Origin of the sequence: Enterococcus italicus DSM 15952 (genome assembly GCF_000185365.1) — a bacterium.
In the GTDB taxonomy this organism is placed as follows: domain Bacteria; phylum Bacillota; class Bacilli; order Lactobacillales; family Enterococcaceae; genus Enterococcus_G; species Enterococcus_G italicus.
The window spans coordinates 432,576-455,797 of the sequence record NZ_GL622241.1 but is presented as its reverse complement, the minus strand read 5'-3'; the positions used below and the strand labels follow the sequence as shown (position 1 = coordinate 455,797).

At 39.9% G+C, this 23,222-nt stretch carries 20 protein-coding genes and 3 pseudogenes; 16 read left to right on the top strand and 7 right to left on the bottom strand.

Going from position 1 to position 23,222, the window contains the following annotated elements:
* Positions 1 to 240 precede the first annotated feature (240 nt).
* The gene (locus HMPREF9088_RS02130) at positions 241 to 669 is read left to right on the top strand and encodes a hypothetical protein (RefSeq protein ID WP_007207473.1); all 429 of its coding nucleotides are present in this window, start codon (positions 241 to 243) and stop codon (positions 667 to 669) included.
* A gap of 346 nt (positions 670 to 1,015) precedes the next feature.
* Here HMPREF9088_RS02130 and HMPREF9088_RS12045 read toward each other — a convergent pair whose 3' ends face one another.
* Genes HMPREF9088_RS12045 through HMPREF9088_RS02120 form a run of 3 tightly spaced genes read right to left on the bottom strand, consistent with a single transcriptional unit; the run spans position 1,016 to position 2,574 of the window.
* A complete protein-coding gene (locus HMPREF9088_RS12045) occupies positions 1,016 to 1,177 on the bottom strand; it encodes a hypothetical protein (protein WP_007207472.1) in 162 nt (53 codons plus the stop codon).
* A 10-nt stretch (positions 1,178 to 1,187) separates the two neighbouring features.
* A complete protein-coding gene (locus tag HMPREF9088_RS02125; protein ID WP_007207471.1) occupies positions 1,188 to 1,538 on the bottom strand; it encodes a hypothetical protein in 351 nt (116 codons plus the stop codon).
* A 19-nt stretch (positions 1,539 to 1,557) separates the two neighbouring features.
* Positions 1,558 to 2,574, bottom strand: coding sequence for a lactonase family protein (locus tag HMPREF9088_RS02120; protein ID WP_007207470.1), 1,017 nt, complete (start codon positions 2,572 to 2,574; stop codon positions 1,558 to 1,560).
* A gap of 115 nt (positions 2,575 to 2,689) precedes the next feature.
* Here HMPREF9088_RS02120 and HMPREF9088_RS02115 point away from each other — a divergent pair, with 115 nt between their 5' ends.
* From HMPREF9088_RS02115 to pnp, 3 genes are all read left to right on the top strand, one after another.
* Positions 2,690 to 3,862: an AI-2E family transporter gene (locus tag HMPREF9088_RS02115; protein WP_040366101.1), complete on the top strand. Its 1,173-nt coding sequence runs from the start codon at positions 2,690 to 2,692 to the stop codon at positions 3,860 to 3,862.
* 135 nt (positions 3,863 to 3,997) lie between these two features.
* A complete protein-coding gene (rpsO, locus tag HMPREF9088_RS02110; protein WP_040367149.1) occupies positions 3,998 to 4,267 on the top strand; it encodes a 30S ribosomal protein S15 in 270 nt (89 codons plus the stop codon).
* A gap of 186 nt (positions 4,268 to 4,453) precedes the next feature.
* A complete protein-coding gene (gene pnp, locus HMPREF9088_RS02105; RefSeq protein ID WP_007207467.1) occupies positions 4,454 to 6,577 on the top strand; it encodes a polyribonucleotide nucleotidyltransferase in 2,124 nt (707 codons plus the stop codon).
* 264 nt (positions 6,578 to 6,841) lie between these two features.
* On the opposite strand, the gene HMPREF9088_RS02100 is transcribed toward pnp, so the two are convergent.
* Both HMPREF9088_RS02100 and HMPREF9088_RS02095 read right to left on the bottom strand, forming a co-directional pair.
* Entirely contained in the window at positions 6,842 to 7,522 is a 681-nt protein-coding gene (locus HMPREF9088_RS02100) for an amino acid ABC transporter permease (protein WP_007207466.1), read from the bottom strand.
* Positions 7,519 to 8,379: a transporter substrate-binding domain-containing protein gene (locus tag HMPREF9088_RS02095; protein ID WP_007207465.1), complete on the bottom strand. Its 861-nt coding sequence runs from the start codon at positions 8,377 to 8,379 to the stop codon at positions 7,519 to 7,521. The genes HMPREF9088_RS02100 and HMPREF9088_RS02095 overlap by 4 nt, the downstream gene beginning before the upstream one ends.
* A 167-nt stretch (positions 8,380 to 8,546) precedes the next feature.
* On the opposite strand from HMPREF9088_RS02095, the gene HMPREF9088_RS02090 reads away from it, so the two are divergent.
* The 7 genes from HMPREF9088_RS02090 (at position 8,547) to sufB (ending at position 15,571) form a co-directional block, all read left to right on the top strand.
* Positions 8,547 to 8,951 carry an Rcat domain-containing protein gene (locus HMPREF9088_RS02090; RefSeq protein WP_007207464.1) on the top strand — a complete coding sequence of 135 codons (405 nt, stop codon included), beginning with the start codon at positions 8,547 to 8,549 and terminating at the stop codon, positions 8,949 to 8,951.
* Positions 8,952 to 8,965: 14 nt separating this feature from the next.
* Positions 8,966 to 10,237: a serine hydrolase gene (locus tag HMPREF9088_RS02085; RefSeq protein WP_007207463.1), complete on the top strand. Its 1,272-nt coding sequence runs from the start codon at positions 8,966 to 8,968 to the stop codon at positions 10,235 to 10,237.
* A 157-nt stretch (positions 10,238 to 10,394) separates the two neighbouring features.
* Positions 10,395 to 11,168 (top strand): Fe-S cluster assembly ATPase SufC, encoded by a 774-nt coding sequence (sufC, locus tag HMPREF9088_RS02080; RefSeq protein WP_040366100.1) that lies wholly within the window; start codon positions 10,395 to 10,397, stop codon positions 11,166 to 11,168.
* Positions 11,169 to 11,183: 15 nt separating this feature from the next.
* On the top strand, positions 11,184 to 12,470 hold the full coding sequence (gene sufD / locus HMPREF9088_RS02075) for a Fe-S cluster assembly protein SufD (protein ID WP_007207461.1): 1,287 nt from the start codon (positions 11,184 to 11,186) through the stop codon (positions 12,468 to 12,470).
* Between the two features lie 2 nt (positions 12,471 to 12,472).
* Positions 12,473 to 13,708 (top strand): cysteine desulfurase, encoded by a 1,236-nt coding sequence (locus tag HMPREF9088_RS02070; protein ID WP_007207460.1) that lies wholly within the window; start codon positions 12,473 to 12,475, stop codon positions 13,706 to 13,708.
* Positions 13,695 to 14,174 (top strand): Fe-S cluster assembly sulfur transfer protein SufU, encoded by a 480-nt coding sequence (gene sufU / locus HMPREF9088_RS02065; protein WP_007207459.1) that lies wholly within the window; start codon positions 13,695 to 13,697, stop codon positions 14,172 to 14,174. Before HMPREF9088_RS02070 ends, sufU begins: the two co-directional genes overlap by 14 nt.
* Before the next feature lie 5 nt (positions 14,175 to 14,179).
* Positions 14,180 to 15,571, top strand: a complete 1,392-nt coding sequence (sufB, locus tag HMPREF9088_RS02060) for a Fe-S cluster assembly protein SufB (RefSeq protein WP_007207458.1) — start codon at positions 14,180 to 14,182, stop codon at positions 15,569 to 15,571.
* Positions 15,572 to 15,665: 94 nt separating this feature from the next.
* Here the strand turns inward: sufB and HMPREF9088_RS12635 are convergent.
* A pseudogene (locus HMPREF9088_RS12635) lies at positions 15,666 to 16,985 on the bottom strand (ISL3 family transposase).
* Between the two features lie 134 nt (positions 16,986 to 17,119).
* Here HMPREF9088_RS12635 and arsB point away from each other — a divergent pair.
* The 4 genes and pseudogenes from arsB to HMPREF9088_RS02035 all read left to right on the top strand — a co-directional run.
* Positions 17,120 to 18,097, top strand: a pseudogene (arsB, locus tag HMPREF9088_RS02050) (ACR3 family arsenite efflux transporter); the annotation flags it as partial.
* A gap of 20 nt (positions 18,098 to 18,117) precedes the next feature.
* On the top strand, positions 18,118 to 19,791 hold the full coding sequence (locus HMPREF9088_RS02045; RefSeq protein WP_007207453.1) for an FAD-dependent oxidoreductase: 1,674 nt from the start codon (positions 18,118 to 18,120) through the stop codon (positions 19,789 to 19,791).
* Positions 19,792 to 20,071: 280 nt separating this feature from the next.
* Positions 20,072 to 21,007, top strand: coding sequence for an ABC transporter ATP-binding protein (locus HMPREF9088_RS02040; RefSeq protein ID WP_007207452.1), 936 nt, complete (start codon positions 20,072 to 20,074; stop codon positions 21,005 to 21,007).
* The gene (locus HMPREF9088_RS02035) at positions 21,000 to 21,770 is read left to right on the top strand and encodes an ABC transporter permease (protein ID WP_007207451.1); all 771 of its coding nucleotides are present in this window, start codon (positions 21,000 to 21,002) and stop codon (positions 21,768 to 21,770) included. Before HMPREF9088_RS02040 ends, HMPREF9088_RS02035 begins: the two co-directional genes overlap by 8 nt.
* A gap of 170 nt (positions 21,771 to 21,940) precedes the next feature.
* Here HMPREF9088_RS02035 and HMPREF9088_RS11555 read toward each other — a convergent pair whose 3' ends face one another.
* On the bottom strand, positions 21,941 to 22,087 hold the full coding sequence (locus HMPREF9088_RS11555) for an STAS domain-containing protein (RefSeq protein WP_081457076.1): 147 nt from the start codon (positions 22,085 to 22,087) through the stop codon (positions 21,941 to 21,943).
* Positions 22,088 to 22,238: 151 nt separating this feature from the next.
* Here HMPREF9088_RS11555 and istA point away from each other — a divergent pair.
* A pseudogene (gene istA, locus HMPREF9088_RS02030) lies at positions 22,239 to 23,114 on the top strand (IS21 family transposase); the annotation flags it as partial.
* Positions 23,115 to 23,222: the final 108 nt, after the last annotated feature.

The following is a 23,222-nucleotide window of genomic DNA, read 5'->3' as shown; positions in this document are numbered from 1 at the left end:
AGAGGTCATGACAAAAGCATTTCAATCCGAGCAATAAGATCAACGCTCTAGAAAGTTGTATGACAAACTTTGAGAGGGTTTGACTAATGGCCGAGGATTCGCATTTGGAACACCGTCGATTCATATGTAAGGGAGTGTGACAGATCTTGTTGCACTCCCTTTTTATGTACTCATTTCTAATTATCTTGGCGAATGGAGAAAAAGAAGGTAAAATAAAGAAAATAGTAGAGGAGCATACGAATGAAACGACCAGACTTAGCATATTACTTAACGACGATTAATACGGTAGTAACTGATACCGAACAGATAGGGACATACCTAAATGATGCGTTTGAAGAAATCAAAGGAGCAATCGAGAACAAAGATGCTGCGAATTTTGATGACGCTCGCCGCTTGGAAATTATTGCGTTGTTTCAAGAGGGGACAGATAAATATCGCATGATGTTTGAAAAAATTGGTCGCTTAAAAGCACCTGCTCGCTTGTTAGGAAACCACAAGAAATTCGAGCAAGCGTATAAAGCATATGTGGTTGGCTGCGAAGAAATGGTGCTTAGCTTACAAGATGGTATCGATGAAGTGGCTTTTCAATCAGCAGAAGAAAAACAAGACCAAGCGACTGACCAGATCGCTGCAGCTATCCAAAAGATGACGCAAGTGATGGTAAAATAATCAGCAGAAACCAAGAAAAATCTAATCTAACTATTAGATGATTTTCAAGATAGTTAGCTAAAAAACAGGTAGTATAGGTACATAACCAACAATAACCTTTTTATTTTTCAGTAACTCCCTAACCAAGAGTTACTACTCCTTTTTCCGCTAGGCCTAACCAACCTAGTGGTTTTTTTGTGCCTGAAAAAGGTTAAGACCGAATTGTTCAGCGATAATAAAACCCAGAAAATCCAAAAGTTTCGAGAACAACTTTTTGGATTTTCTGGGCTTTTGTCATAGCAGCTAATTCCGTCTTTCCGTTTTATTCCGATTTGACATCTTGAAAATTATTTCAGGCACTGTTCTTTTAGTTTTCGATATTTTGAACATAGTCTTCAAAATAACGTAAAAGATCTTGCTTGAATGCTTGATAGTCTGCTTCACTGTATAGTTTGTCTTCGACTTTCACGTTGAAAGCAGGCAATGATAGTTCTTCTCTTAAACGATCTAACACTTCATCTGAATTCATAAAACTCCTCCTACATCATGCCAAAGGAAGCAGAAAGCACTTCGAAAGCAGCTTGCATTTCTGCAATTCGTTTTTTTAATGAGTCAAAATCATCTTCATCATGAAATAAGATTTGTTTTAGCTCAAAGTAAAATTGGTCAAAGGCATCTACAAAGTTTTCGACTTCCTTGGTTTGTAACTCGGGAAACACATCGCAACGGACATAGGACTTTTCTGCAAGGGCATAAATCTCAGCAGTTGTTAAGATTGCCAAGTCACTATCGTACCGACGATTAGCAATCAACTCACTGACAGCGTGTGATTTATTTAAAATATTGGAGAAATCTTTTAAGATCAGTACTTTGGGTGTTTTGCTAAACATAGGGATCTTCCTCTCTTAACTAAGCCTTTATTTGAGCCACACAAACACATTCGGGAGCGACAATATCATCTTGAACGACGGTTAATTTACCAGTGTCGGCATCACGAGAGAATAAGACTAAATTATCAGATTCTTGGTGGGCGCAAATTAAAAAGTCTTCCGCTTGATTGAAATTAAAATCGCGAGGGAAGTCACCATTTGATGAAACGATTTCGACTAATGATAAGCGATTGTCATCTGCAACTTGATAGACAGCTATTGAGTTGTGACCACGATTTGAAGCGTAGACAAAGCGACCATCTTTTGTGACACGGATTGCGGCGCCGCCATTAAAGTCAGTATAAGTTGTTGGCAAAGTAGATAATTTTTGTTGCTTCGTAAATGTACCAGTCGCTTGATCGTAGGCCAGGGAGGTGACGGTACTATCAAGTTCACCAAAGAGGTAAGCTGTCTGACCATTAGGATGAAAGGCAAGGTGGCGAGGGCCTGTTCCAGGTTCTGCCTGATAACGAGTGACTACTGTCAATTTACCTTCGTCACTTACGTCATATGTGTAGACAGAATCCGTACCTAAATCGCAAACAACCAATCGTTGATCTGGTGTTAAGTCGGCATAATGAGCATGGGCGTGATCTTGGTTTTTATGAGGGCCGACTGGTTCTTCATGGACCACACGATCGGTCAGAGCTAATGAACCATCTGCTTGAATTTGATAGACAGTGACCGCTCCTTTATGGTAATTGGCACCATAGACAAGTTGGCGGGGTTCATCGACAGCTACGTAACAAGGAGAAGCACCCTCTTCGCCTACAACATTTAGTAGCGACCAGTCAGTGCCATAGGCAGCCACGCCACCATTGCCATCGTTAGCGGTCACAGCATACGTCACACCTTTTTTGCTTTGAGTAACATAGGTCGGTCCACTTACAGTTGTGACAAGCTGTACATCTGAGAGTACGCCATCTTCTAACTCGACAGTATAAATACCTTGGCTAGCTCTTTTTGTATAAGTTCCTAATAGAAATGATTCCTTCATTAAAACGCCTCCTAAGTGACTAAGTTGCTTTTATTGTATCATAAACCGCTGACAAACAATCTGAAAAAGTTATGGTATACTTAATCGAGAGAGCGGAGAGTTGGGGGGAGTTTCTTTGGAAGAAAAAAAACAACCACAAGTGAAGCAAATTGCTTCATGGTTTTGGAAATGGTTTTTAAATAATCAAATCGTGACGGCCTTGTTAATTGTCTTGTTGTTACTATTAATTGTATTTTTATTTACCAAAATTTCGTATTTACTGACACCGGTTTGGCAATTTTTATCCATTGTCGGCTTGCCAGTTGTATTGGCGGGGATTTTGTATTATTTGATGAATCCCACGGTTGATTTTCTTGAAAAAAGAGGCGTGAAACGAATTTATAGTATCATTGGACTCTTTCTCTTAGTGATAGGGTTAATCGTCTGGGGTGTCGTAGTTATCATTCCGGAAATTCGGGATCAGACGATTAGTTTTGTGAATCAATTTCCGTCTTATGTGGATACGGCTGAGAAAGTAATGAATGATTTGTTTTCAGATCCTGTATTCCATCAATTCCAAGCGCAAGTCGCTTCTTCCAGTGAAAAATTGATGAACTCATTGACGGACATCATCAAAAATGTATCGAAAAGTACATTTCAAAACATTGGGAATTTCTTTGGTGCTGTTGCAACGATTTTTGTCGCGGTGATTACAATGCCGTTTATTTTGTTTTATCTATTAAAGGACGGCAAAAAATTAGCACCTTACTTGGTTGATTTCTTACCCACAAAAATGCGTAAGTCAACCTTGCGTGTCCTGACTGAAATGAATCAACAAGTGTCATCTTATATCCGCGGGCAACTGACCGTGGCCTTTGCAGTAGCGGTTATGTTTATGATTGGGTTTTCAATTATTGGCTTGGAGTATTCGATTACGCTCGGTATCGTTGCGGGTGTGTTGAATTTGATTCCTTATCTGGGCTCATTTTTGGCGATGATTCCTGCGATCTTTTTAGGGATTGTGGGCGGACCGGTTTTACTATTGAAAGTAATTATTGTCTTTGTAATTGAACAGACACTCGAAGGACGCTTTGTCTCGCCATTGGTTCTAGGTAGTCAGCTATCTATTCATCCGATTACGATTTTATTCGTGCTTTTGACGTCTGGGAAGTTATTTGGTTTAGTCGGTGTGATTTTAGGAATACCAGTATATGCAGCAGCCAAAGTCATTATTACAAATGTCTTTCAATGGTACAAGCAAGTCTCCGGCTTATACGAACTACCAGTGGAAGAAGAGCAGAAAAAATAATCAGAGAAACTTGCTTTTTTCGAATGAATCAAGTAAAGTAGGAATGTGTGTAAAGCACAGGCCTGTCACTTGGTTTTGCGAATCACCAACGCATTACTCAGTCACAGGGAAATCTATCGAAGAGGTGAAATGGAAATGGCAATTTCAAAAGAACGTAAAAACGAAATCATCAAAGCTTATGCGCGTCACGAAGGAGATACTGGTTCTCCAGAAGTACAAATCGCTGTGTTAACTGAAGAAATTAACACATTGAACGCTCACATTCGTGAACACAAAAAAGATCATCATTCACAACGTGGACTAATGAAAAAAGTTGGTCACCGTCGTAACTTGTTAGCTTACCTACGTAACAGCGATGTAACACGTTACCGTGACTTGATCCAATCATTAGGCTTACGTCGTTAATCAAACCATTGAAGAAAGTGAGGTTCAAGCGAATCTCACTTTTTTGCTATGGTACTTAGCTACACGATGAAAAAAGACTGTGACAGTCGGCAAGGCTCACTACTAACCAAATGAAAGAATAAAAGTTTCTTTTGTGTTTTCATTTGTTTAGTAGCAGCCGAGACTCGCAGCAGAAAAGGAGAGTTTATGACAAAGCAAGTATTTAGTACAACATGGGGAGGTCGTCCCTTATCAGTAGAAATTGGCCAATTAGCGAAACAAGCCAATGGTGCTGTATTAGTGCGTTATGGGGACACTGTTGTTTTAAGTGCAGCGGTAGCATCAAAAGAAGCCAAAGACACAGACTTCTTCCCACTAACAATTAACTACGAAGAAAAAATGTACGCAGTAGGGAAAATCCCTGGTGGCTTTATAAAGCGTGAAGGTCGCCCAAGTACAGATGCGACATTGACTGCCCGTCTAATCGACCGCCCAATCCGTCCGATGTTTGCAGAAGGCTTCCGTAATGAAGTCCAAGTAACGAATATTGTGATGAGTGTAGAACAAGATTGTTCACCTGCTATGGCAGCGATGCTTGGTTCATCATTGGCACTATCTATTTCTGATATTCCATTTGATGGCCCGATTGCCGGTGTTGACGTAGGTCGCGTGAATGGTGAATACGTATTAAACCCAACCGTAGAACAAAATGAAGAATCAGACATTCACTTGACTGTTGCTGGAACAGCCCAAGCCATTAACATGGTTGAATCAGGAGCCAAAGAAGTATCAGAAGCAGATATGCTAGGTGCGTTACTTTTTGGTCACGAAGCGATTCAAGAATTAGTAGCATTCCAAAAAGAAGTCGTTGCGGCAGTCGGTAAACCAAAAATGGAAATTACTTTGCTACAAGTCGACGAACAAGTGAAAAAAGCAATTTACGATGAATTTTATCCAACGATGAAAACGGCCGTAATGACCGAAGAAAAATTGGCACGTGAAGACGAAATTGCCAAAGTCAAAGAAATCGTTAAAGAAGCATATGCTGAAAAAGCACTTGCCTTAGCCGATGATGAAGCAAGTAAATTAACGAAAGAAGTAAAACAAATCGCGGAAGACTTAGAAAAAGATGTCGTTCGTGAATTGATTACAATCGATAAGATTCGTCCGGATGGTCGCCAATTAGATGAAATTCGTGCCTTATCTTCAGAAGTAGGCCTATTGCCACGCGTGCATGGTTCTGGTTTGTTTACTCGTGGGCAAACACAAGCTTTATCGACATGTACATTAGCACCATTAGGAGAACATCAAATTATCGATGGTTTAGGTGTGGAAGAATCAAAACGATTCATCCATCACTATAACTTCCCACAATTTTCAGTTGGTTCGACAGGGCGCGCCGGCTCACCAGGTCGTCGTGAAATTGGTCATGGTGCCTTAGGTGAACGTGCATTGGCGCAAATCATTCCTGATGAAACAGACTTCCCTTATACAATCCGTTTAGTGGCAGAAGTATTAGAATCAAATGGTTCTTCTTCTCAAGCAAGTATTTGTGCGGGTACGTTGGCATTGATGGATGCAGGTGTTCCGATTAAAGCGCCTGTAGCTGGGATTGCTATGGGACTTGTATCAGATGGCGAAAACTATACAATCTTGACAGATATTCAAGGATTAGAAGACCATTTAGGTGACATGGACTTTAAAGTTGCCGGTACAAAAGACGGTATCACTGCCTTGCAAATGGATATCAAAATTCAAGGGATTACCGAACAAATCTTACGTGAAGCACTAGCGCAAGCGAAAAAAGCACGGATGGAAATCTTAGAAGAATTAACAGCGACGATTGACCAACCACGTGCGGAATTAAGCCAATACGCACCGAAGATCGAAATGATTCAAATTGATCCAGCTAAAATCAAAGATGTAATCGGAAAAGGTGGCGACACCATCAACGGCATCATTGAAGAAACGGGTGTCAAAATTGATATCGATCAAGATGGTAAAGTATCAATCGCTTCTGCTGATGCGGAAATGATTAAAAAAGCTATTAAGATTATTGAAGACTTAACCAAAGAAGTCAAAGTGGGCGAAGTCTACTTAGGTAAAGTAGTCCGCGTTGAAAAATTTGGTGCGTTTGTTAACTTAATCAAAGGCAAAGATGGTTTGGTTCACATCTCTCAACTTGCGAATGAACGCGTCGCAAATGTAGAGGATGTCGTGAAATTAGGCGATGAAGTCCTAGTGAAAGTCACAGAAATCGACAAACAAGGTCGCGTGAACCTTTCTCGTAAAGCAATGATAACTGACGAGAAAGCAGACGAAAAAAAATAAATCATTTAAGTGTGATGGCAGAGGACTAGCTCCTTTCCCATCGCGCTTTTTTTATAAAAAAAATCAGGAAATCCACAAGTTTATGACACAACTTGTGGATTTCCTGATTTTTTCGCTCGTAGAAACCCGCTTTTGATACAACCTAAATCAACGGTGTTACAAAAGCAGCTCTCTCGGCTATAAGTCAAAAATCCCCAAAAATTTGAGGGTCAATTTTTGGGCTTTCTGATCTTATCGCTCGTAGCAACCCGCTTTTGATACAACCTAATTGGTGATGCCTACTTTTTTAAGTAAATAGGTTTCGGCTTTTTTCTGTCCCGCACCAATCAATAAACACAAGAGCCAATAAAGAATACCGACCAAAATATACATACTAAAGAAATCAAATTGGCGCCCACCGACAATTTTGGCAAGCTGAAAAATGTCAGGTACCGAAATCATCGCAGTCAGCGACGTTCCTTTTAACACATCCATCGCCACATTTCCTAGGGCCGGTACAGTAGTAACGAAAGCTTGCGGGAAAATAACTTGACGCATCAGTTGATAGTAAGAAAAGCCTAGCGCATAGCCAGCATCACGTTGTCCGCTATCGACACCCGCGAGTGCTCCGCGGTAAATCTCGGTCAAAAAGGCACTTGATGAGAGCGAAAAGCTGAGACAGCTAGCTTGGATGGCAGTCAACTGAACGGGCATGCCAAAATAAAATAAAAACAACAAGACAATCATCGGGATGCCTCGTAAAAAGGACACGTAAAAACGAATAAACCATCGAACGGGAGCAATCGCCCGCTCCAAAAGCAAGGTGAAGGCAATCGCCAAAAGATTTCCGATAATAAAGCTGATCAAGGCAATTCCTAACGTGTAGGGAATGCCTTTAAGAACATACGGTAAGGATTGCCAAATTAACTGAAAATCAATCGTCGGAATGTAAAAAGTAGGCGTCATTGTTGATCCACATCAAATATTTTTTCAATTTTTTCAGTCGGTTTTTGAGTAACATCTGCGTAGTAATACGTTTCAGATATTTTTTGTAAGGTGCCATCTTTTTCCATATCCGCTATGGTTTGATTGATTTTCTTTTCTAATGTGGTACTTGTTTTTTTCATCAAGAAACCAGATGACGATAGATTGAAATACATATCAGGTAAAATCTTGACTGGCACATCGGGAAGAGCTGCAGTAGCCATTTTTTGTAAATAGTAATCATTTAAGATGACATCTGTTCGGCCGTTTGCGACATCTGTTAGGTATTGTTCATTGGTCGCATTATCATAGCTCACTAAGGTAGCGCCCATAGATTCAGCAATTTTCATATAGTTGGTTGTGGCTTCTCCGGCTGCTTTCTTGCCTTTAAGGTCATCAAAAGAAGTGATGCCAGAGTTGTCGCTTTTACGAACGATCATACTACCGAATGACCATTTGATTGGTGAGCTTAAAGTGTATTTTTTTGCACGTGTTTCATTGATGGACATGTCATTGGCGATTAAGTCAGCGGATCCATTTTGGACGGCTGCGAGTTGACCGTCGACGTTGTATTCGACTGTTTTTACTTTTAAGTCTAAACGCTTCGCAACTTCTTTGATAACATCAATATCATACCCGACTAATTGATTGTCATCGTTGTAGTACGATGCAGGATAAAGCGTGCCTGATGTGGCAACAGTAAGAGTCTTGTTTTTTTCGATTTTCTCCCAATTGGTATCCGTTGTGGCTGTATCAGATGAACTGGTTGAAGAACTACAGCCAGCAAAAATGAGTAGGGAACATAGTATTGAAAGTGAAATAACGAAACTTTTTTTCATTTTGAAACCTCTTTCCTTTTAATTGATAACAAGTAAAATCTAAAATTTTTCTTAAGGAAAGTCAAGAAGTGTGCCCAGTAAATGATAGAACTCACAGAAATCCGATTGAGGCGAACGATTCGGCATGATAAAATAAAGGCAGTATTGAAAGAAAGAGGAACGATAACATGAAGTGGATACAACGATTTCAAGAATTTATGCGCGGTAGATATGGAAGTATGGATGAGATCAATAAGGTAGCCTTGTCCATGGCAGTCGTCTGTATTCTTCTGAGCGCCTTCTCCTGGCTGAGTGCGATAAAATGGATCGGGTATGCGCTGTTTATTTATGCGTATTTCCGCTTTTTCTCCAAGCGCGTGTATATCCGTAGCAATGAAAACAAAAAATTTCTGGCACGCACAAAAGGCTTACGCACGTTTTTCCGCATCAAAAAACAAGCCTACGAGCAAAGAAAACAGTTTGTCTATTTCCGTTGCCCAAAATGCAAGCAAAGTATCCGAGCACCAAAAGGGCGTGGCAAGATTAAAGTCACCTGCTCCAAATGCCACCATCAATTTGTAAAAAAAGTATAGCTAGGAGTTAAGCGATGCACAAAAGAATTCGTATCTATCTACTGTTGTTCTGCGTAATTGGCTCATGTGTTCTGGCGCCAGTCGTCCAAGCACAGGAAGAGACACCACTGGCCATTCAAGCAAAAGCCGCGATTGCCATTGATAGCGACACAGGAAAAATTTTTTATGAACAAGATGCGACAACGCCGCTACACATTGCATCGACGACAAAGCTTTTGAGTATGTATATCATCTACGATCAGATTCGCACTGGTAAATTAAGCATGACCGATCAAGTGACGATATCTGCTGAAACGTCAGCACTTAGCCAAAATTGGCAACTATCGAATGTATTGCTCTATGAAGGGCAGTCGTATTCAGTCAAAAACTTGATTGAAGCGGGCTTTTTAGAATCGGCTAACGCGGCTGTGATGGCCTTAGCGGAGAAAGTCGCCGGGAGCGAAGCCACCTTTGTCGATCTGATGAGAGCACAATTGACGACTTGGGGGATAACAGACGGCACAATCGTCACTAGCACCGGTTTAAACAATGCGTTCTTAGGTGACAATCGCTACCCCGGATCGGGAGCCGAGGAAGAAAATCAACTGTCTGCCAAGGATTTGGCGATTGTCGCGCGGCATTTGCTGCAAGATTTTCCAGAAGTCTTACAGATTACGAGTCAATCACAGCTGACTTTTGCTGAGCCGACTGGTGAGAACCTTGAGCTTGAGAATACCAATCAAATGCTTGCGGGCATGGCGGTAGCAACAGACGGTGTAGACGGCTTAAAAACAGGTACGACCGATTTAGCAGGTGCGTGTTTTGTCGGGACAGTCAAGAGAGGCGATACGCGCTTAATTACCGTTGTACTAGATGTAACGGATGCGACGGGAATCGCACGCTTTACCGAGTCAGCACGCATGATGGAGTGGGTCTACAGTCAGTGGCAGCAGCAGACCATCAATGGAGAAACACTGACGATACCAAAGCGGCAGACCATTTCGGTGAAAGATGGCGAGCAACTTAAAGTCGCCGTTGGTTTAGACAACGAGGTGACTGTCTGGGTGAAAAAAGGCATGGATGCAACAAATATCACTGTCACACCGACTTTCACCAAAACGAGCGTCACCGCACCCGTCAAAAGAGGCAAGCAAGTCGGGACAGCTGTCATTCGACTGACAGAAGATACCTTGGGCTACTTGGATCAAACTCAACAACCAAAGACAACCATTGTAGTGCAAAAATCTGTCAGCAAGGCGAACCCTTTTGAACTTGGCTGGCGCAAGGTCAAAAACTTTTTCTCATAAGAATAATTCTTATTCGTCAAAGAAGTCAATTGAGGCTTCTTTGACTTTTTTTGTCAGAAAATAGCCAAAAATGACACTTTTCCAATTCTGTTGTTTGAACTTCATTCTCAATTAGTCTAAAATGAGAAAGAACAGAAAAGTTATTGGAGGGAATAGCATGTCAGTGTTAGAGATTAAAAACTTACACGTTTCAATAGAAGAAAAAGAAATCTTAAAGGGAGTGAATTTAACCTTAAAAACTGGGGAAATTCATGCCATCATGGGACCCAACGGAACAGGGAAATCAACTTTATCCGCTGCCATCATGGGAAACCCAAACTACGAAGTAACAGAAGGTGAAATTCTCTTAGACGGCCAAAATATTTTGGAATTAGAAGTCGATGAACGCGCGCGTCTTGGCTTATTTTTGGCGATGCAATACCCAAGTGAAATTCCAGGAATTACCAATGCCGAGTTTATGCGGGCGGCAATCAATGCCAAACGTGATGAAGACGACAAAATTTCTGTTATGGATTTCTTGAAGAAGTTAGATGAAAAAATGGAACTGTTGAATATGCCTGAGGAAATGGCTGAACGCTACTTAAATGAAGGCTTCTCTGGTGGGGAAAAGAAACGCAATGAAATTTTACAATTATTAATGTTAGAACCGACTTTTGCGATTTTAGATGAAATCGACTCAGGTCTAGATATTGATGCATTGAAAGTTGTTGCACGTGGCGTTAACGAAATGCGTGGCGAAAACTTTGGTTCATTGATCATCACCCATTACCAACGTCTATTAAACTACATCACACCTGATGTGGTTCACATTATGATGGATGGACGTGTGGTCTTGACTGGCAATGCCGATTTAGCAAAACGCTTGGAAGCAGAAGGCTATGCAGGAATTAGCCATGAGTTAGGTATAGAATACAAAGAAGAAGAAGCGTAGAAGGAGGTCAAGAGAATGAAAAAAGAATTCACTGACTATCTTGATGCAGTCAACGTTTTTTCTGCCACGAAAGAAGAACCTTCTTTTATGTCGGCGCTGCGTCAACAAGCCATAGCTGAAATAGACGCATTACCATTGCCACACATCGAACGGGTCCGCTTTGATCGTTGGCCACTTTTTGAAATCACAGAAGCCGGTTTATCTGGCGAAGTGGCTGTCGATGCCAGCGTACCAGCCTTTGACGAAATGAAAAACAACCCAACAATTGTCCAACAAGACGACTTAACGGTTTTTGAGCAACTACCCCAAGCACTAGCTGACCAAGGTGTCATTTTGACTGATTTGTTTTCAGCTATGCAAGATTACCCTGAGTTAGTCGAAAGCTACTATATGAAAAAAGCAGTACCGATTAATGAAGACAAAATGACAGCTGCTCATGCGGCCTTTATGAATAGTGGAATTTTCCTTTATGTTCCTAAAAATGTCGTTATCAAAGAACCAATTGAAGCTTTGTTTTATCAAAATAGTGCTTCAGATGCACACTTCTTTAAGCACGTGTTAATCGTTGCCGAAGAACACAGTGAATTTCACTACCTTGAACGCTTTATGACTGTCGGCGAAGGCTCTGAAAAAGCTTCTGCTAATATCATCGTAGAAGTCATTGCCAAAAATGGCGCGAAAGTCAAATTCTCAGCCATTGATCAATTAGGTGAACACCTATCCACGTACATGAATCGTCGCGGCTACATCATGCGTGATGCGTCTGTCGACTGGGCTCTAGGCGTATTAAATGATGGCAATGTCATCGCTGACTTTGATTCTGATTTGGTGGGTGAAGGCTCTCATGCTGAGCTAAAAGCAGTCGCAATCAGTGCCGGTCGTCAAACGCAAGCCATCGATACCCGCGTAACCAATAAAGCCCCATACTCGATTGGTCATATCTTGCAACACGGCGTCATTCGCGAACGAGGTACGCTAACCTTTAACGGAATCGGCCATATTATTAAAGGAGCAAAAGGAGCAGATGCCCAACAAGAAAGTCGGGTACTGATGCTGTCTGACCAAGCTCGTGGCGATGCCAACCCAATCTTATTAATTGATGAAAATGAAGTAACAGCCGGACATGCGGCCAGTGTTGGACGCGTGGATCCAGAAGAAATGTATTACTTATTAAGTCGTGGCCTACACAAAGAAGAAGCAGAACGTTTGGTTATTCGTGGCTTCTTAGGTTCCGTATTGACTGCTATTCCAGTCAAAGAAGTACAAAAAGAATTAATCGAAGTGATTGAAGGGAAGTTGTAAGAATGATTGATGCTAGCGCCATTCGAAATGAGTTTCCCATCTTAGACCAACAAGTGAACGATGAGCCGCTAGTGTATCTAGACAATGCAGCGACCACCCAAAAACCACAAGCTGTCTTAGATGTGTTAAATGCGTATTACCACAAAGACAATGCCAATGTACACCGCGGCGTGCATACATTAGCCGAGCGTGCGACCCATGCTTATGAAGCCGCACGTGAAAAAGTTCGCGCCTTTATCCATGCCAATGAGACAGCTGAAGTGCTCTTTACTCGTGGTACGACCACTGGCCTAAACTGGGTCGCACGAAGCTATGGCGATGCGTTCGTTAAAGAGGGCGATGAAATCGTCATCTCGTATATGGAGCATCACTCTAATATCATTCCTTGGCAACAATTAGCCACTCGTAAAAAGGCAACGCTCAAATACATCGCCTTGACTGATGAAGGAACGCTCGATATGAACGATGCCAAAAAGCAAATTACCAACAAAACGGCAATCGTCGCCCTAGCCCATGCCTCTAACGTCTTAGGAATCATCAATCCTATCAAAGAACTAGGAGAGTTGGCGCATAACCATGGTGCGGTATTAGTTGTCGATGGTGCCCAATCCACTCCTCACATGGCAATCGATGTGCAAGCATTAAATTGTGACTTTTTTGCCTTTAGTGGGCATAAAATGTGTGGACCGACTGGAATAGGTGTATTATATGGCAAACGCGCCCTCTTAGAACAAATGGAACCAATCGAATTTGGTGGTGAGATGATTGATTTCGTCGAGCTGTATCAAAGTACCTGGAAGGAATTGCCATGGAAATTTGAAGCAGGCACCCCTAATATCGCCGGAGCCATCGCGCTAGGTGCGGCTGTCGACTATCTGACTGACTTAGGACTAGATGCGATTCATGAGTATGAGGCGGAGTTGGTTCACTATGTATTGCCAAAGCTACAAGCAATCGAAGGCTTGACCATCTACGGACCACAAGACCCAGACAAACGCACCGGAGTCATTGCTTTTAACTTAGACGGCTTGCACCCTCATGATGTGGCGACTGCCTTAGATATGGAAGGCATAGCAGTACGTGCGGGCCATCATTGTGCCCAACCGTTATTAACATACTTAAATGTCCCGGCAACCGCCCGAGCAAGTTTTTACTTTTACAATACGAAAGCCGACTGTGATCGGTTAGTCGAAGCCATCCAGGCAACAAAGGAGTTTTTCCAACATGGCACTATCTAAACTAGACAATTTGTATCGTCAAGTCATACTCGATCATTCTAGCCATCCACATCATCACGGCTCACTGACAGAATCTAGTCAGCACATTGAGATGAACAATCCCACGTGTGGCGATGTGATTCACCTTGAATTAAATGTGGTTGATGATGTCATTGAGCAAGCGGCCTTTTCTGGTAGCGGCTGCTCGATAAGTACGGCTAGTGCATCAATGATGACCGATGCGATTATTGGCAAAACGACGGATGAAGCGACACGCTTGATCGCGACCTTTTCAGAGATGGTCCAAGGAGAACATCCAGAACATACTAGAGAATTAGGCGATGCGGCGATGCTAAGTGGTGTAGCCAAATTTCCTGCTAGAATCAAATGTGCGACCCTTGCTTGGAAGGCACTAGAAAAAGCCCTCGTCCACCCCGAAGTCGGGATTGGCGAAAGCGGCTATATTCATAACATAGAAGAGGAGTGAGAAACATGGGAGTACCTGAATTAGAAGAATACAAATATGGTTTTCACGACGACGTACAACCAGTGTTCAGTACTGGTAAAGGCCTGACTGAAAAAATTGTCCGTGAAATTTCAAAAGTGAAAGGTGAACCTGAGTGGATGCTAGACTTCCGCTTGAAATCACTCGAAGTATTCAATAAAACACCGATGCAAACATGGGGGCCAGATTTATCTGATATTGACTTTGATGCAATCAAATACTACCAAAAATCCAGCGACAAACCGGCTCGTGATTGGGATGACGTTCCCGAAAAAATCAAAGACACCTTTGAAAAAATCGGGATTCCTGAAGCAGAGCGTGCCTACTTAGCCGGTGCATCTGCTCAGTATGAATCAGAAGTGGTCTACCACAATATGAAAGAAGAGTTTGAAAAATTAGGGATTGTCTTTACCGATACTGACTCAGCGCTAAAAGAATACCCAGAATTATTCAAACAATACTTTTCAAAATTGGTCCCACCAACTGATAACAAATTAGCCGCCCTAAACTCTGCCGTATGGTCAGGTGGTACGTTTATCTATGTACCAAAAGGCGTTCGCGTCGATGTACCATTACAAACATACTTCCGCATCAACGCAGAAAATACTGGTCAATTCGAACGAACATTAATTATTGTCGACGAAGGGGCAAGTGTGCATTACGTAGAAGGATGTACCGCACCGACCTATTCAACGAATAGCTTGCATGCCGCAATCGTAGAAATCTTTACCTTAAAAGACGCATACTGCCGCTATACAACAATCCAAAACTGGTCTGACAACGTCTATAACCTCGTAACCAAACGAGCTCGTGCAGAACAAGGCGCAACTGTCGAATGGATTGACGGCAACCTAGGCGCAAAAACAACGATGAAGTACCCAAGTGTTTACCTTGAAGGAGAAGGCGCTCGTGGAACAATGCTTTCTATCGCCTTTGCCGGAGCCAATCAAGTGCAAGACACAGGTGCCAAAATGATCCACAATGCACCAAATACCTCAAGTTCAATCGTCTCAAAATCAATCTCTAAAGACGGTGGAGAAGTGAACTATCGAGGCCAAGTAACCTTTGGCAAGAAGAGTGCTGGCTCAATGTCACATATCGAATGCGATACCATTATTATGGATGAATTATCAAAATCGGATACCATTCCATTTAATGAAATCCACAATAGCCAAGTCTCTCTTGAACACGAAGCCAAAGTCTCTAAAATTTCAGAAGAACAACTATACTACCTGATGAGCCGTGGTCTAAGCGAATCCGAAGCAACCGAAATGATCGTCATGGGATTCGTTGAACCATTCACCAAAGAACTACCGATGGAATACGCCGTTGAGCTAAACCGTTTGATTAGTTATGAAATGGAAGGCAGTGTTGGATAAAGCCTTTTTTAGCACTAGAAATGGGCTCTTTGTCAAATAGTGTTGTTTTATATAAGTCTTGAGAAAGTGGGTGCTTCGGCACTCTCTTTTTTTGTTATTTAATTATAGTAAATAGATCTTGCTGGATAAAAATGCGCATCTTTAGTGTTCGAAAGGTTCGAAAACCAAATGCAATTCTTTTGATCACTTTAATTAGATTATTCTTTCCCTCGATTTTCCCATTGGAATAAGGATATAGAAAAGAATGTTTAATCGATGTTTTATGTTTTATTAGATAGCAGATTGATTTTTTAAATTGCTCATCAATTGTACGAGGTAGATTTTTAATCGTAGCGAAAAACGCTTTGTGATCACGTTTATCATAGTGATAAAGCAGCTCCTGGTAAATTTCGTAGGACTCTTTAAGTGTGGTGTCGATTGAAAGCAAATGGTCCAATACATCGGATTCTGTTAGAAGTTTTTTATTAAATAATGGAAACTGTTTATACGAAGTATAATCAATAGTTTTGTTGTTTTTCAGAAGTGTCTTCCAGTATTTTTTGAGTTTTCGATAGTCTTTTATTTCTTCTGAATCATTTCTGTTCAAAGACTTCATTGTTTTTATACGTTGCGTATTAAGTGCACGATTCATTTGTTGGATAATATGAAATCGATCAATAGAAATTTTCACTTTTGGGAAAATTTTAGAGATAATAGAACCATACGAACCATTCATATCCATCACAATATATGTCACTTTTTGTCATACCTTCAATGGAAACCTCATAAAGTAACGTTCAATTTTAAAATTTCTGCGATCGTCTAGGATATCAAAAATTTTTCCTGTATCTGCATCTGAAATAATAAAACACATGTCTCTTTCGCAATCAGAAGTACTTTTGAATTCATAAATCAGAAGGTGTTTTGGTAGAAAATGTGTATTTCATTGTGGTTCCTTGTAGAAAGAATGCAAAATACGTTCAACGGTTTTAGATGAGACACCATACTCTGAAGCAATATCTTTCATGGATTTTTTTTCTTTCAGAGCAACTGTAATGGCAAACTTTAATGGTTTAGAAATGTAACAATTTTCATCGACATAGTAGGTTTTAGCAGTGAAAGTTATCCCGCAGTTTTTACATAAAAATTGTTGTTTATACAACCGTAGATAAGAATAATTTTCTTGAACCTTAATTAGTTATATATCGCTTTTTTTATAGGAATGGCATACAACTGAATCAAAACCGCAGCAGGCACATTTAGGTGGTTGGTACGTCAAAATTCCTGTATAAACTGTGGACCAATGGTCTTGTACTCGTTCTTTGTTCACAGCGTACGTTGAAAAGAAACTATTTTGATTCTTTATATTTAAAATTAACTTGATTGAAGCATCTAGAAATTCATCCTTTACTTTGATAGAATTGGGTAGAGACATCTGATTTCCTCCTTATTAATGTTTTCGTCGACTTAATTATAGGACAATCAGATGTCTTTTTGTTATAAAAAAAAATTTGATGTCCTTACTCAATGTGAGTAACAACACCAAATATTATAGAACCGAAATATTTGCCAACTGTTCCAGCAACTTTAGGGAAATTCGAGTATTATCAAGTATCTATTCCAACAGCAATCTTAATTTGGTTGATGATCTATCCGATGATGTTGAAAATAGATTTTACTAGTATTGTTAATGCAGCTAAGAAACCTAAAGGTCTGATTGTAACCTGTACAGTGAATTGGTTAATTAAACCATTTACGATGTACGCTATTTGGGCATTTTTCTTTTTCGTTGTATTTAAAGGGATTATCCCCAATGATTTAGCCAAAGAATATGTCGCAGGAGCAGTATTGTTAGGTGCGGCACCTTGTACTGCAATGGTAATTGTGTGGAGTAACTTAGCTCAAGCGGACAATGAGTATACGGCAGGATTAGTGGCGTTCAATTCCATTTTTCAAATTATCTTTTATTCAGTGTTTGCCTATATTTTTGTGACAGTTATTCCGGGATGGTTAGGCTTAGAAACGCATGCTGTTTCAATTGGAATGGGTGAGATTGCAACAAGTGTTTTCATTTATTTAGGTATTCCTTTCATTGCAGGCTTTTTATCTCGTTGGATTCTAATAAAGAAAAAAGGAAAGAAATGGTATGAAGAAAAATTCATTCCTAAAATTAGTCCAATTACATTGGTTGCCTTATTATTTACAATTGTTGTGATGTTCTCCGTTAAAGGAGAAAAAGTCATTGAACTTCCAATGGATGTAGTAAGGATTGCCATTCCATTACTCATTTATTTTGTCCTTATGTTCTTTGTTTCATTCTTTATTTCTAAACGTATGGGAACCAGTTATCCAATTGCAGCTTCATTATCGTTTACCGCAGCGAGTAATAATTTTGAATTAGCAATTGCGGTAGCAGTTGGCGTATTTGGTATTCATTCAGGGGAAGCCTTTGCAGCAGTAATTGGTCCACTAGTGGAAGTTCCGGTTTTGATTGGTTTAGTAAATGTAGCATTGAAATTTAAGCAAAAATATTTTAAGCAAACTTAAAAAAGGAATGAGGCATCTTTATGAAAATTGTGATTATTGGTTCAGTAGCAGCTGGGACAAGTGTGGCTGCAAAGGCTAGACGAAATACAGAGGAAGCAGAGATTGTTGTCTACGACCAAGACAAGGATATTTCCTATTCAATTTGCGGGATTCCTTATTATATAGGAGAAGAAGTTGAAGAGTTAGATAAGTTGACCCCTAGAAATGCTGCATGGTTTAAAAAGCGTTATAATGTAGATATTTTTACAGAGCATCGAGTGACAGCTATTCATCCTGAAACTCAAACACTTGAGGTTGAGAATCTTCAAACAAAGGAGAAGAAAACCGAATCCTATGATGAATTGGTTTTAGCAACAGGAGCCAAACCGATTGTGCCAGAGATTTTTAAAGCACAGCAAGCTAATAGAAATCTTTTTCATGTTCGTACTATTCAAGATGCTGCTGCAATTCACTCATTTATTGAAAAAGAAAAGCCGCAACAAGCCACAATTATTGGTGCAGGCTTTATTGGATTAGAAATGGCAGAGCAATTGGTTCATAAAGGAATAGAGGTAACTATTATTCAACGTGGCAATCAAGTCATGAAACAAATGGATGCTGATATGGCTTATCGTGTCCAAAAGGAGCTGGAAAAGAATCATGTTAAGCTTCAACTGAATACAACAATCACAAAAGTAACTGAGAAGGCTGGCTATATTACTGAATTAGCAACCAATCAAGGTCAAACAATCAAATCGGATTTAGTCATTCTTGCAGCTGGTGTTATTCCGAATACTTCACTTATTCAATCGACAACTATTCAATTGGGAAAATCCGGTGCGATTAAAGTGAATAAGAAAATGCAGACAACGGTTCCACATATTTATGCGGTAGGAGATGTTGCTGAGAGCTATTCTGTCATTACAGATAAACCAATATATCGTCCACTTGGATCAACTGCTAATAAGATGGGTAGAATTGCTGGTGATATCATCACAGGAGGAACTCTGGAACATCGTGGTATTTTAGGAACTGGTATTGTTCGAGTTTTTGATTTAGCGGTTGCATATACTGGTTTAACAGAAAAAGAAGCTAAATTAGAAGGATTAGAGACAGCTATTCTTTATAATATTAAGCCAGATCATACGGACTACTTAGGTGGAAAAGAGCTGACAATCAAAGCTTTAGCAGATAAAAGAAGCGGGAGAATTCTTGGAGCTCAGATTATTGGAGAGCAAGGTGTAGATAAACGAATTGACGTAATTGCCACTGCAATTTCATTTGGTGCAGTAGCAGAAGATTTGTTCCATTTAGACCTTGCTTATGCACCACCATTTGCGACAACGAAAGACCCCGTTCTTTATACTGGAATGGCGTTAGATAATGCAATAAGCAATGGAACACCTTTAATGACCCCAACTGAATTGATTGAGCGACAAGCAAGTGGAGAACAACTGCAAATTATTGATACTCGTTCCAAAAAACAATATGAAATTTCTTGTGTTAAAGGGGCTATCCATATTCCATTAGCAGAAATACGTGATAGAGTGGCGGAGCTAGATAAAAATGTAACAACAATCACGTATTGTAATAAGGGCGTAACTGGAAATGCTGCTCAAAATATCCTGTTAAACGAAGGATTTAAAGAAGTCTATAATTTATCTGGAGGAAATAAAAATTACCAGATAATTGCCCAAATGCTCGCCTCTAACTGATTTAATGATGAAGGGATTAGATAGATGACAGAAGAAAAAAGAGCGCTGGCAAGACTTGCTGGTATCTTTGGAGCTTTCCTCGCTGCCAAACTATTAAACTATCAAATAAATGTTGTATATTTGTAAATTTTGTTATAATTGTTGTGGTTCTATATGTTTTAGCTAAAAAAAGAGAATCTAAAGCTAAAGAAGACAGAAAATAGTTTGTCGCAAATGCAGTTGCACCTTGACTGCATTTGTTTTTTGACAAAAGAAATATGAGTAAGGAGGTAATGAGTAAATGAGCTATGCACTAGATTTAAAAGGCTTAAAAAAAGTATATGCGACCGGTGTTGAGGCGCTGCGTTGTATTGATTTAACTGTAGAAGAAGGAGATTTTTATGCACTGCTAGGTCCAAACGGTGCTGGAAAATCAACAACAATTGGAATTATTACCTCACTTGTTAATAAGACTGCTGGTCAAGTAAAGGTTTTTGATTATGATATTGATAATGATTTAGAGCGAGCAAAGCAACAGATTGGTCTTGTGCCGCAGGAATTTAATTTTAATCCGTTTGAAACAGTTCAACAAATTGTAGTAAATCAAGCAGGATATTATGGTGTCTCTAGAAAAGAGGCACTGAAACGTAGTGAAAAGTATTTGAAGCAGTCCAATTTATGGGAGAAAAGAAACGTTCGTGCCCGTATGTTATCTGGAGGGATGAAACGAAGACTTATGATAGCTCGAGCATTAATGCACGAGCCACGACTGCTAATTCTTGATGAGCCAACTGCTGGAGTGGACATTGAGCTTAGAAGAGAGATGTGGGCATTTTTAAAAGAGTTAAATGAAAGTGGCACAACAATCATTCTTACAACTCATTATTTAGAAGAAGCAGAGATGCTTTGTCGTAACATTGGTATTATTCAATCAGGTGAGCTAATTGAGAATACAAGTATGAAAGCACTTCTATCAAAACTACAATATGAGACTTTCATTTTTGATTTAGATAGCTACAATAAAAAACCTGTGATAAAAGGTTATAAGCACTTTTTTGAAGATGATCTAACACTTGCTATAGAAGTTGAACGAAATCAGGGAGTTAATCATATTTTTGAGCAGCTCAATCAGCAAAATATCAAGGTTCTTTCTATGCGTAATAAATCAAATCGATTGGAAGAGTTGTTTTTAAAAATTACCGAAGACAAACATCAAAAGGGGGAGAAAAATGTTTAGTATCTACTTTACAGCACTTAAAAGCTTAGCAGTTAAGGAAACCAACCGTTACCTACGGATATGGGTACAAACTTTAGTGCCTCCTGTTATTACGACCTCATTATATTTTGTTATTTTTGGAAAAATGATTGGTGGTCGTATTGGTGATATGGGCGGCTTCTCCTATATGGAATTTATTGTACCAGGTTTAATTATGATGTCTGCAATCACAAGTTCTTACGCAAATGTTTCTTCATCTTTCTTTTCTCAAAAATTCCAAAAGAATATTGAAGAGCTATTAGTTGCACCTGTACCCACACATGTTATTATTTGGGGATTTGTTATTGGTGGACTGGGTAGGAGTATCTTAGTTGGGACATTGGTTACAGTCATTTCTCTATTTTTTGTTCCACTTCATGTTTATTCATGGTTTATTGTGGTGATTACATTATTGATGACTGCAATTTTATTTTCATTAGCAGGCTTAATTAATGGTGTTTTTGCACAATCTTATGATGATGTTTCAATTGTACCAACATTTGTTTTACAGCCATTAACTTATTTAGGTGGTGTATTTTACGCCATTTCAATGTTGCCGCCATTCTGGCAGGCAGTATCGAAAATTAATCCAATTGTTTATATGATTTCAGGATTTCGTTATGGATTTCTTGGAACGACAGATGTACCAATTATGGTTTCAATTACAATATTAATCCTTTTTATCATCGTTCTTTATGCAATTTGTTGGTATCTTGTTGATAGAGGACAAGGGCTGAGAAGCTAGTGCTTTATGAAAAAAAGTCATACGTTGACTGGGAACAAAGATAGGTATTTTTGCTAGATATAGTAAGGTTTACCAAAATAACTGTAAAAGTCTTAACTTAGTGTAATAAAAGAGTTGGATATCAGACAAATAGATATCCAACTCTTTTAGTACTATTTATTTCAGTGCCTCTATTTATTTATCAATTCTTTATCAGTTGTTTTAATACCGATTATCTGTACAGATGTTTTATTTTTTTCGAAGATATCAAACAGCGAATTTAGTGCTTCAATTCCTGATTCATCCCAAATGTGTACTCTGGATAAATCAATCGTAATTTTATTATCAGCATCAAGATGTCAGTGCTAAACTAAATTGAACAGTTTTCGATGAATAAGATTGAACACTTTCGCCAAAGAATATCTCCAATCCTGTATACTTTTAAAGGTATCTTAGGTTATTGGAGGACGAAAGGTGAAGAAGAAGTTAATGTTATATTTGGAAATTCAACAGATGAAGGAGCGGGACTTTTCCATCCAACAAATCGCAAAGCAGTTGAAGGTATCCCGCACAACGGTTTATAACTATATGGAGAAGACACCGGAAGAAGCTTTCGAATGGGTCAATTCATTAGGTTCGAGGAAGAAGAAATTGGACCCATACAAGGATTGGATTGTTGCTTGGCTTCAAGAGTATCCGCATCTGAATGCGTCTCAAATACAGGAATGGCTGCTTGAGAAATTCCCCGACTTCACCGTTGGTGAAAGTACGATGCGGTTATATGTGAATCAAATACGCGAAGAATATCAGATAGCTAAAACTAAAGTTGTGAGGCAATACGAGGCGGTCGAAGAACAACCGATGGGAAAACAGGTACAAGTCGATTAGGGCGAAACGCGTCAAAAGACGCAGGATCAAAGAGAAATCAAATTATACTGCATTTGTTTCTTACTTTCCCATTCACGCTACCGCTATGTGGAATGGCAAAACCGCCCCTTTACGACTCGTGATGCCATTCGAAGCCATGAGAATGCCTTCGAATTCTTTGGTGGCATGCCGGAAGAAATCGTTTATGATCAGGGCCACCTAATCACTGTGAGTGAGCACGCTGGAGACATGATCCTGACCGCTGAATTTCAAGCGTACAAACAGCAACGGAAGTTCAGAGTCCATTTATGCCGCAAAGCCGACCCCGAATCCAAAGGAAAAGTGGAGAGTACGGTAAAGTATGTGAAACGAAATTTCGCCGATAGCCGGATTTATACGACAATCGAGAACTGGAATGAGCGCTGTTTAACCTGGTTGGAAAGAACGGGCAACCGAAGGGTTCATGGAACAACAAAAAAGAGGCCGGTAGAAGTGTTTTGATATGCTACCCCTATCTAGGACAAAGAAATAATTAACGTCCTAGATAGGGGTATTTCGTATGTCTAAAAGAAAAATGAAACTAAGCGTTGAAGAGCGAGTACAGAC

Excerpts from the sequence above, each read along its gene's own strand:
- sufU (WP_007207459.1), top strand. The coding sequence starts at position 13,695 with ATGGCACTATCTAAACTAGACAATTTGTATCGTCAAGTCATACTCGAT.
- HMPREF9088_RS02035 (WP_007207451.1), top strand. The coding sequence starts at position 21,000 with ATGTTTAGTATCTACTTTACAGCACTTAAAAGCTTAGCAGTTAAGGAA.
- HMPREF9088_RS02100 (WP_007207466.1), bottom strand. The coding sequence starts at position 7,522 with ATGACGCCTACTTTTTACATTCCGACGATTGATTTTCAGTTAATTTGG.
- HMPREF9088_RS02130 (WP_007207473.1), top strand. The coding sequence starts at position 241 with ATGAAACGACCAGACTTAGCATATTACTTAACGACGATTAATACGGTA.
- HMPREF9088_RS02090 (WP_007207464.1), top strand. The coding sequence starts at position 8,547 with ATGAAGTGGATACAACGATTTCAAGAATTTATGCGCGGTAGATATGGA.
- HMPREF9088_RS02085 (WP_007207463.1), top strand. The coding sequence starts at position 8,966 with ATGCACAAAAGAATTCGTATCTATCTACTGTTGTTCTGCGTAATTGGC.
- sufB (WP_007207458.1), top strand. The coding sequence starts at position 14,180 with ATGGGAGTACCTGAATTAGAAGAATACAAATATGGTTTTCACGACGAC.
- HMPREF9088_RS02070 (WP_007207460.1), top strand. The coding sequence starts at position 12,473 with ATGATTGATGCTAGCGCCATTCGAAATGAGTTTCCCATCTTAGACCAA.
- rpsO (WP_040367149.1), top strand. The coding sequence starts at position 3,998 with ATGGCAATTTCAAAAGAACGTAAAAACGAAATCATCAAAGCTTATGCG.
- HMPREF9088_RS02045 (WP_007207453.1), top strand. The coding sequence starts at position 18,118 with ATGAAAATTGTGATTATTGGTTCAGTAGCAGCTGGGACAAGTGTGGCT.
- sufC (WP_040366100.1), top strand. The coding sequence starts at position 10,395 with ATGTCAGTGTTAGAGATTAAAAACTTACACGTTTCAATAGAAGAAAAA.
- HMPREF9088_RS02040 (WP_007207452.1), top strand. The coding sequence starts at position 20,072 with ATGAGCTATGCACTAGATTTAAAAGGCTTAAAAAAAGTATATGCGACC.
- HMPREF9088_RS02095 (WP_007207465.1), bottom strand. The coding sequence starts at position 8,379 with ATGAAAAAAAGTTTCGTTATTTCACTTTCAATACTATGTTCCCTACTC.
- HMPREF9088_RS02120 (WP_007207470.1), bottom strand. The coding sequence starts at position 2,574 with ATGAAGGAATCATTTCTATTAGGAACTTATACAAAAAGAGCTAGCCAA.
- HMPREF9088_RS02125 (WP_007207471.1), bottom strand. The coding sequence starts at position 1,538 with ATGTTTAGCAAAACACCCAAAGTACTGATCTTAAAAGATTTCTCCAAT.
- sufD (WP_007207461.1), top strand. The coding sequence starts at position 11,184 with ATGAAAAAAGAATTCACTGACTATCTTGATGCAGTCAACGTTTTTTCT.
- HMPREF9088_RS12045 (WP_007207472.1), bottom strand. The coding sequence starts at position 1,177 with ATGAATTCAGATGAAGTGTTAGATCGTTTAAGAGAAGAACTATCATTG.
- pnp (WP_007207467.1), top strand. The coding sequence starts at position 4,454 with ATGACAAAGCAAGTATTTAGTACAACATGGGGAGGTCGTCCCTTATCA.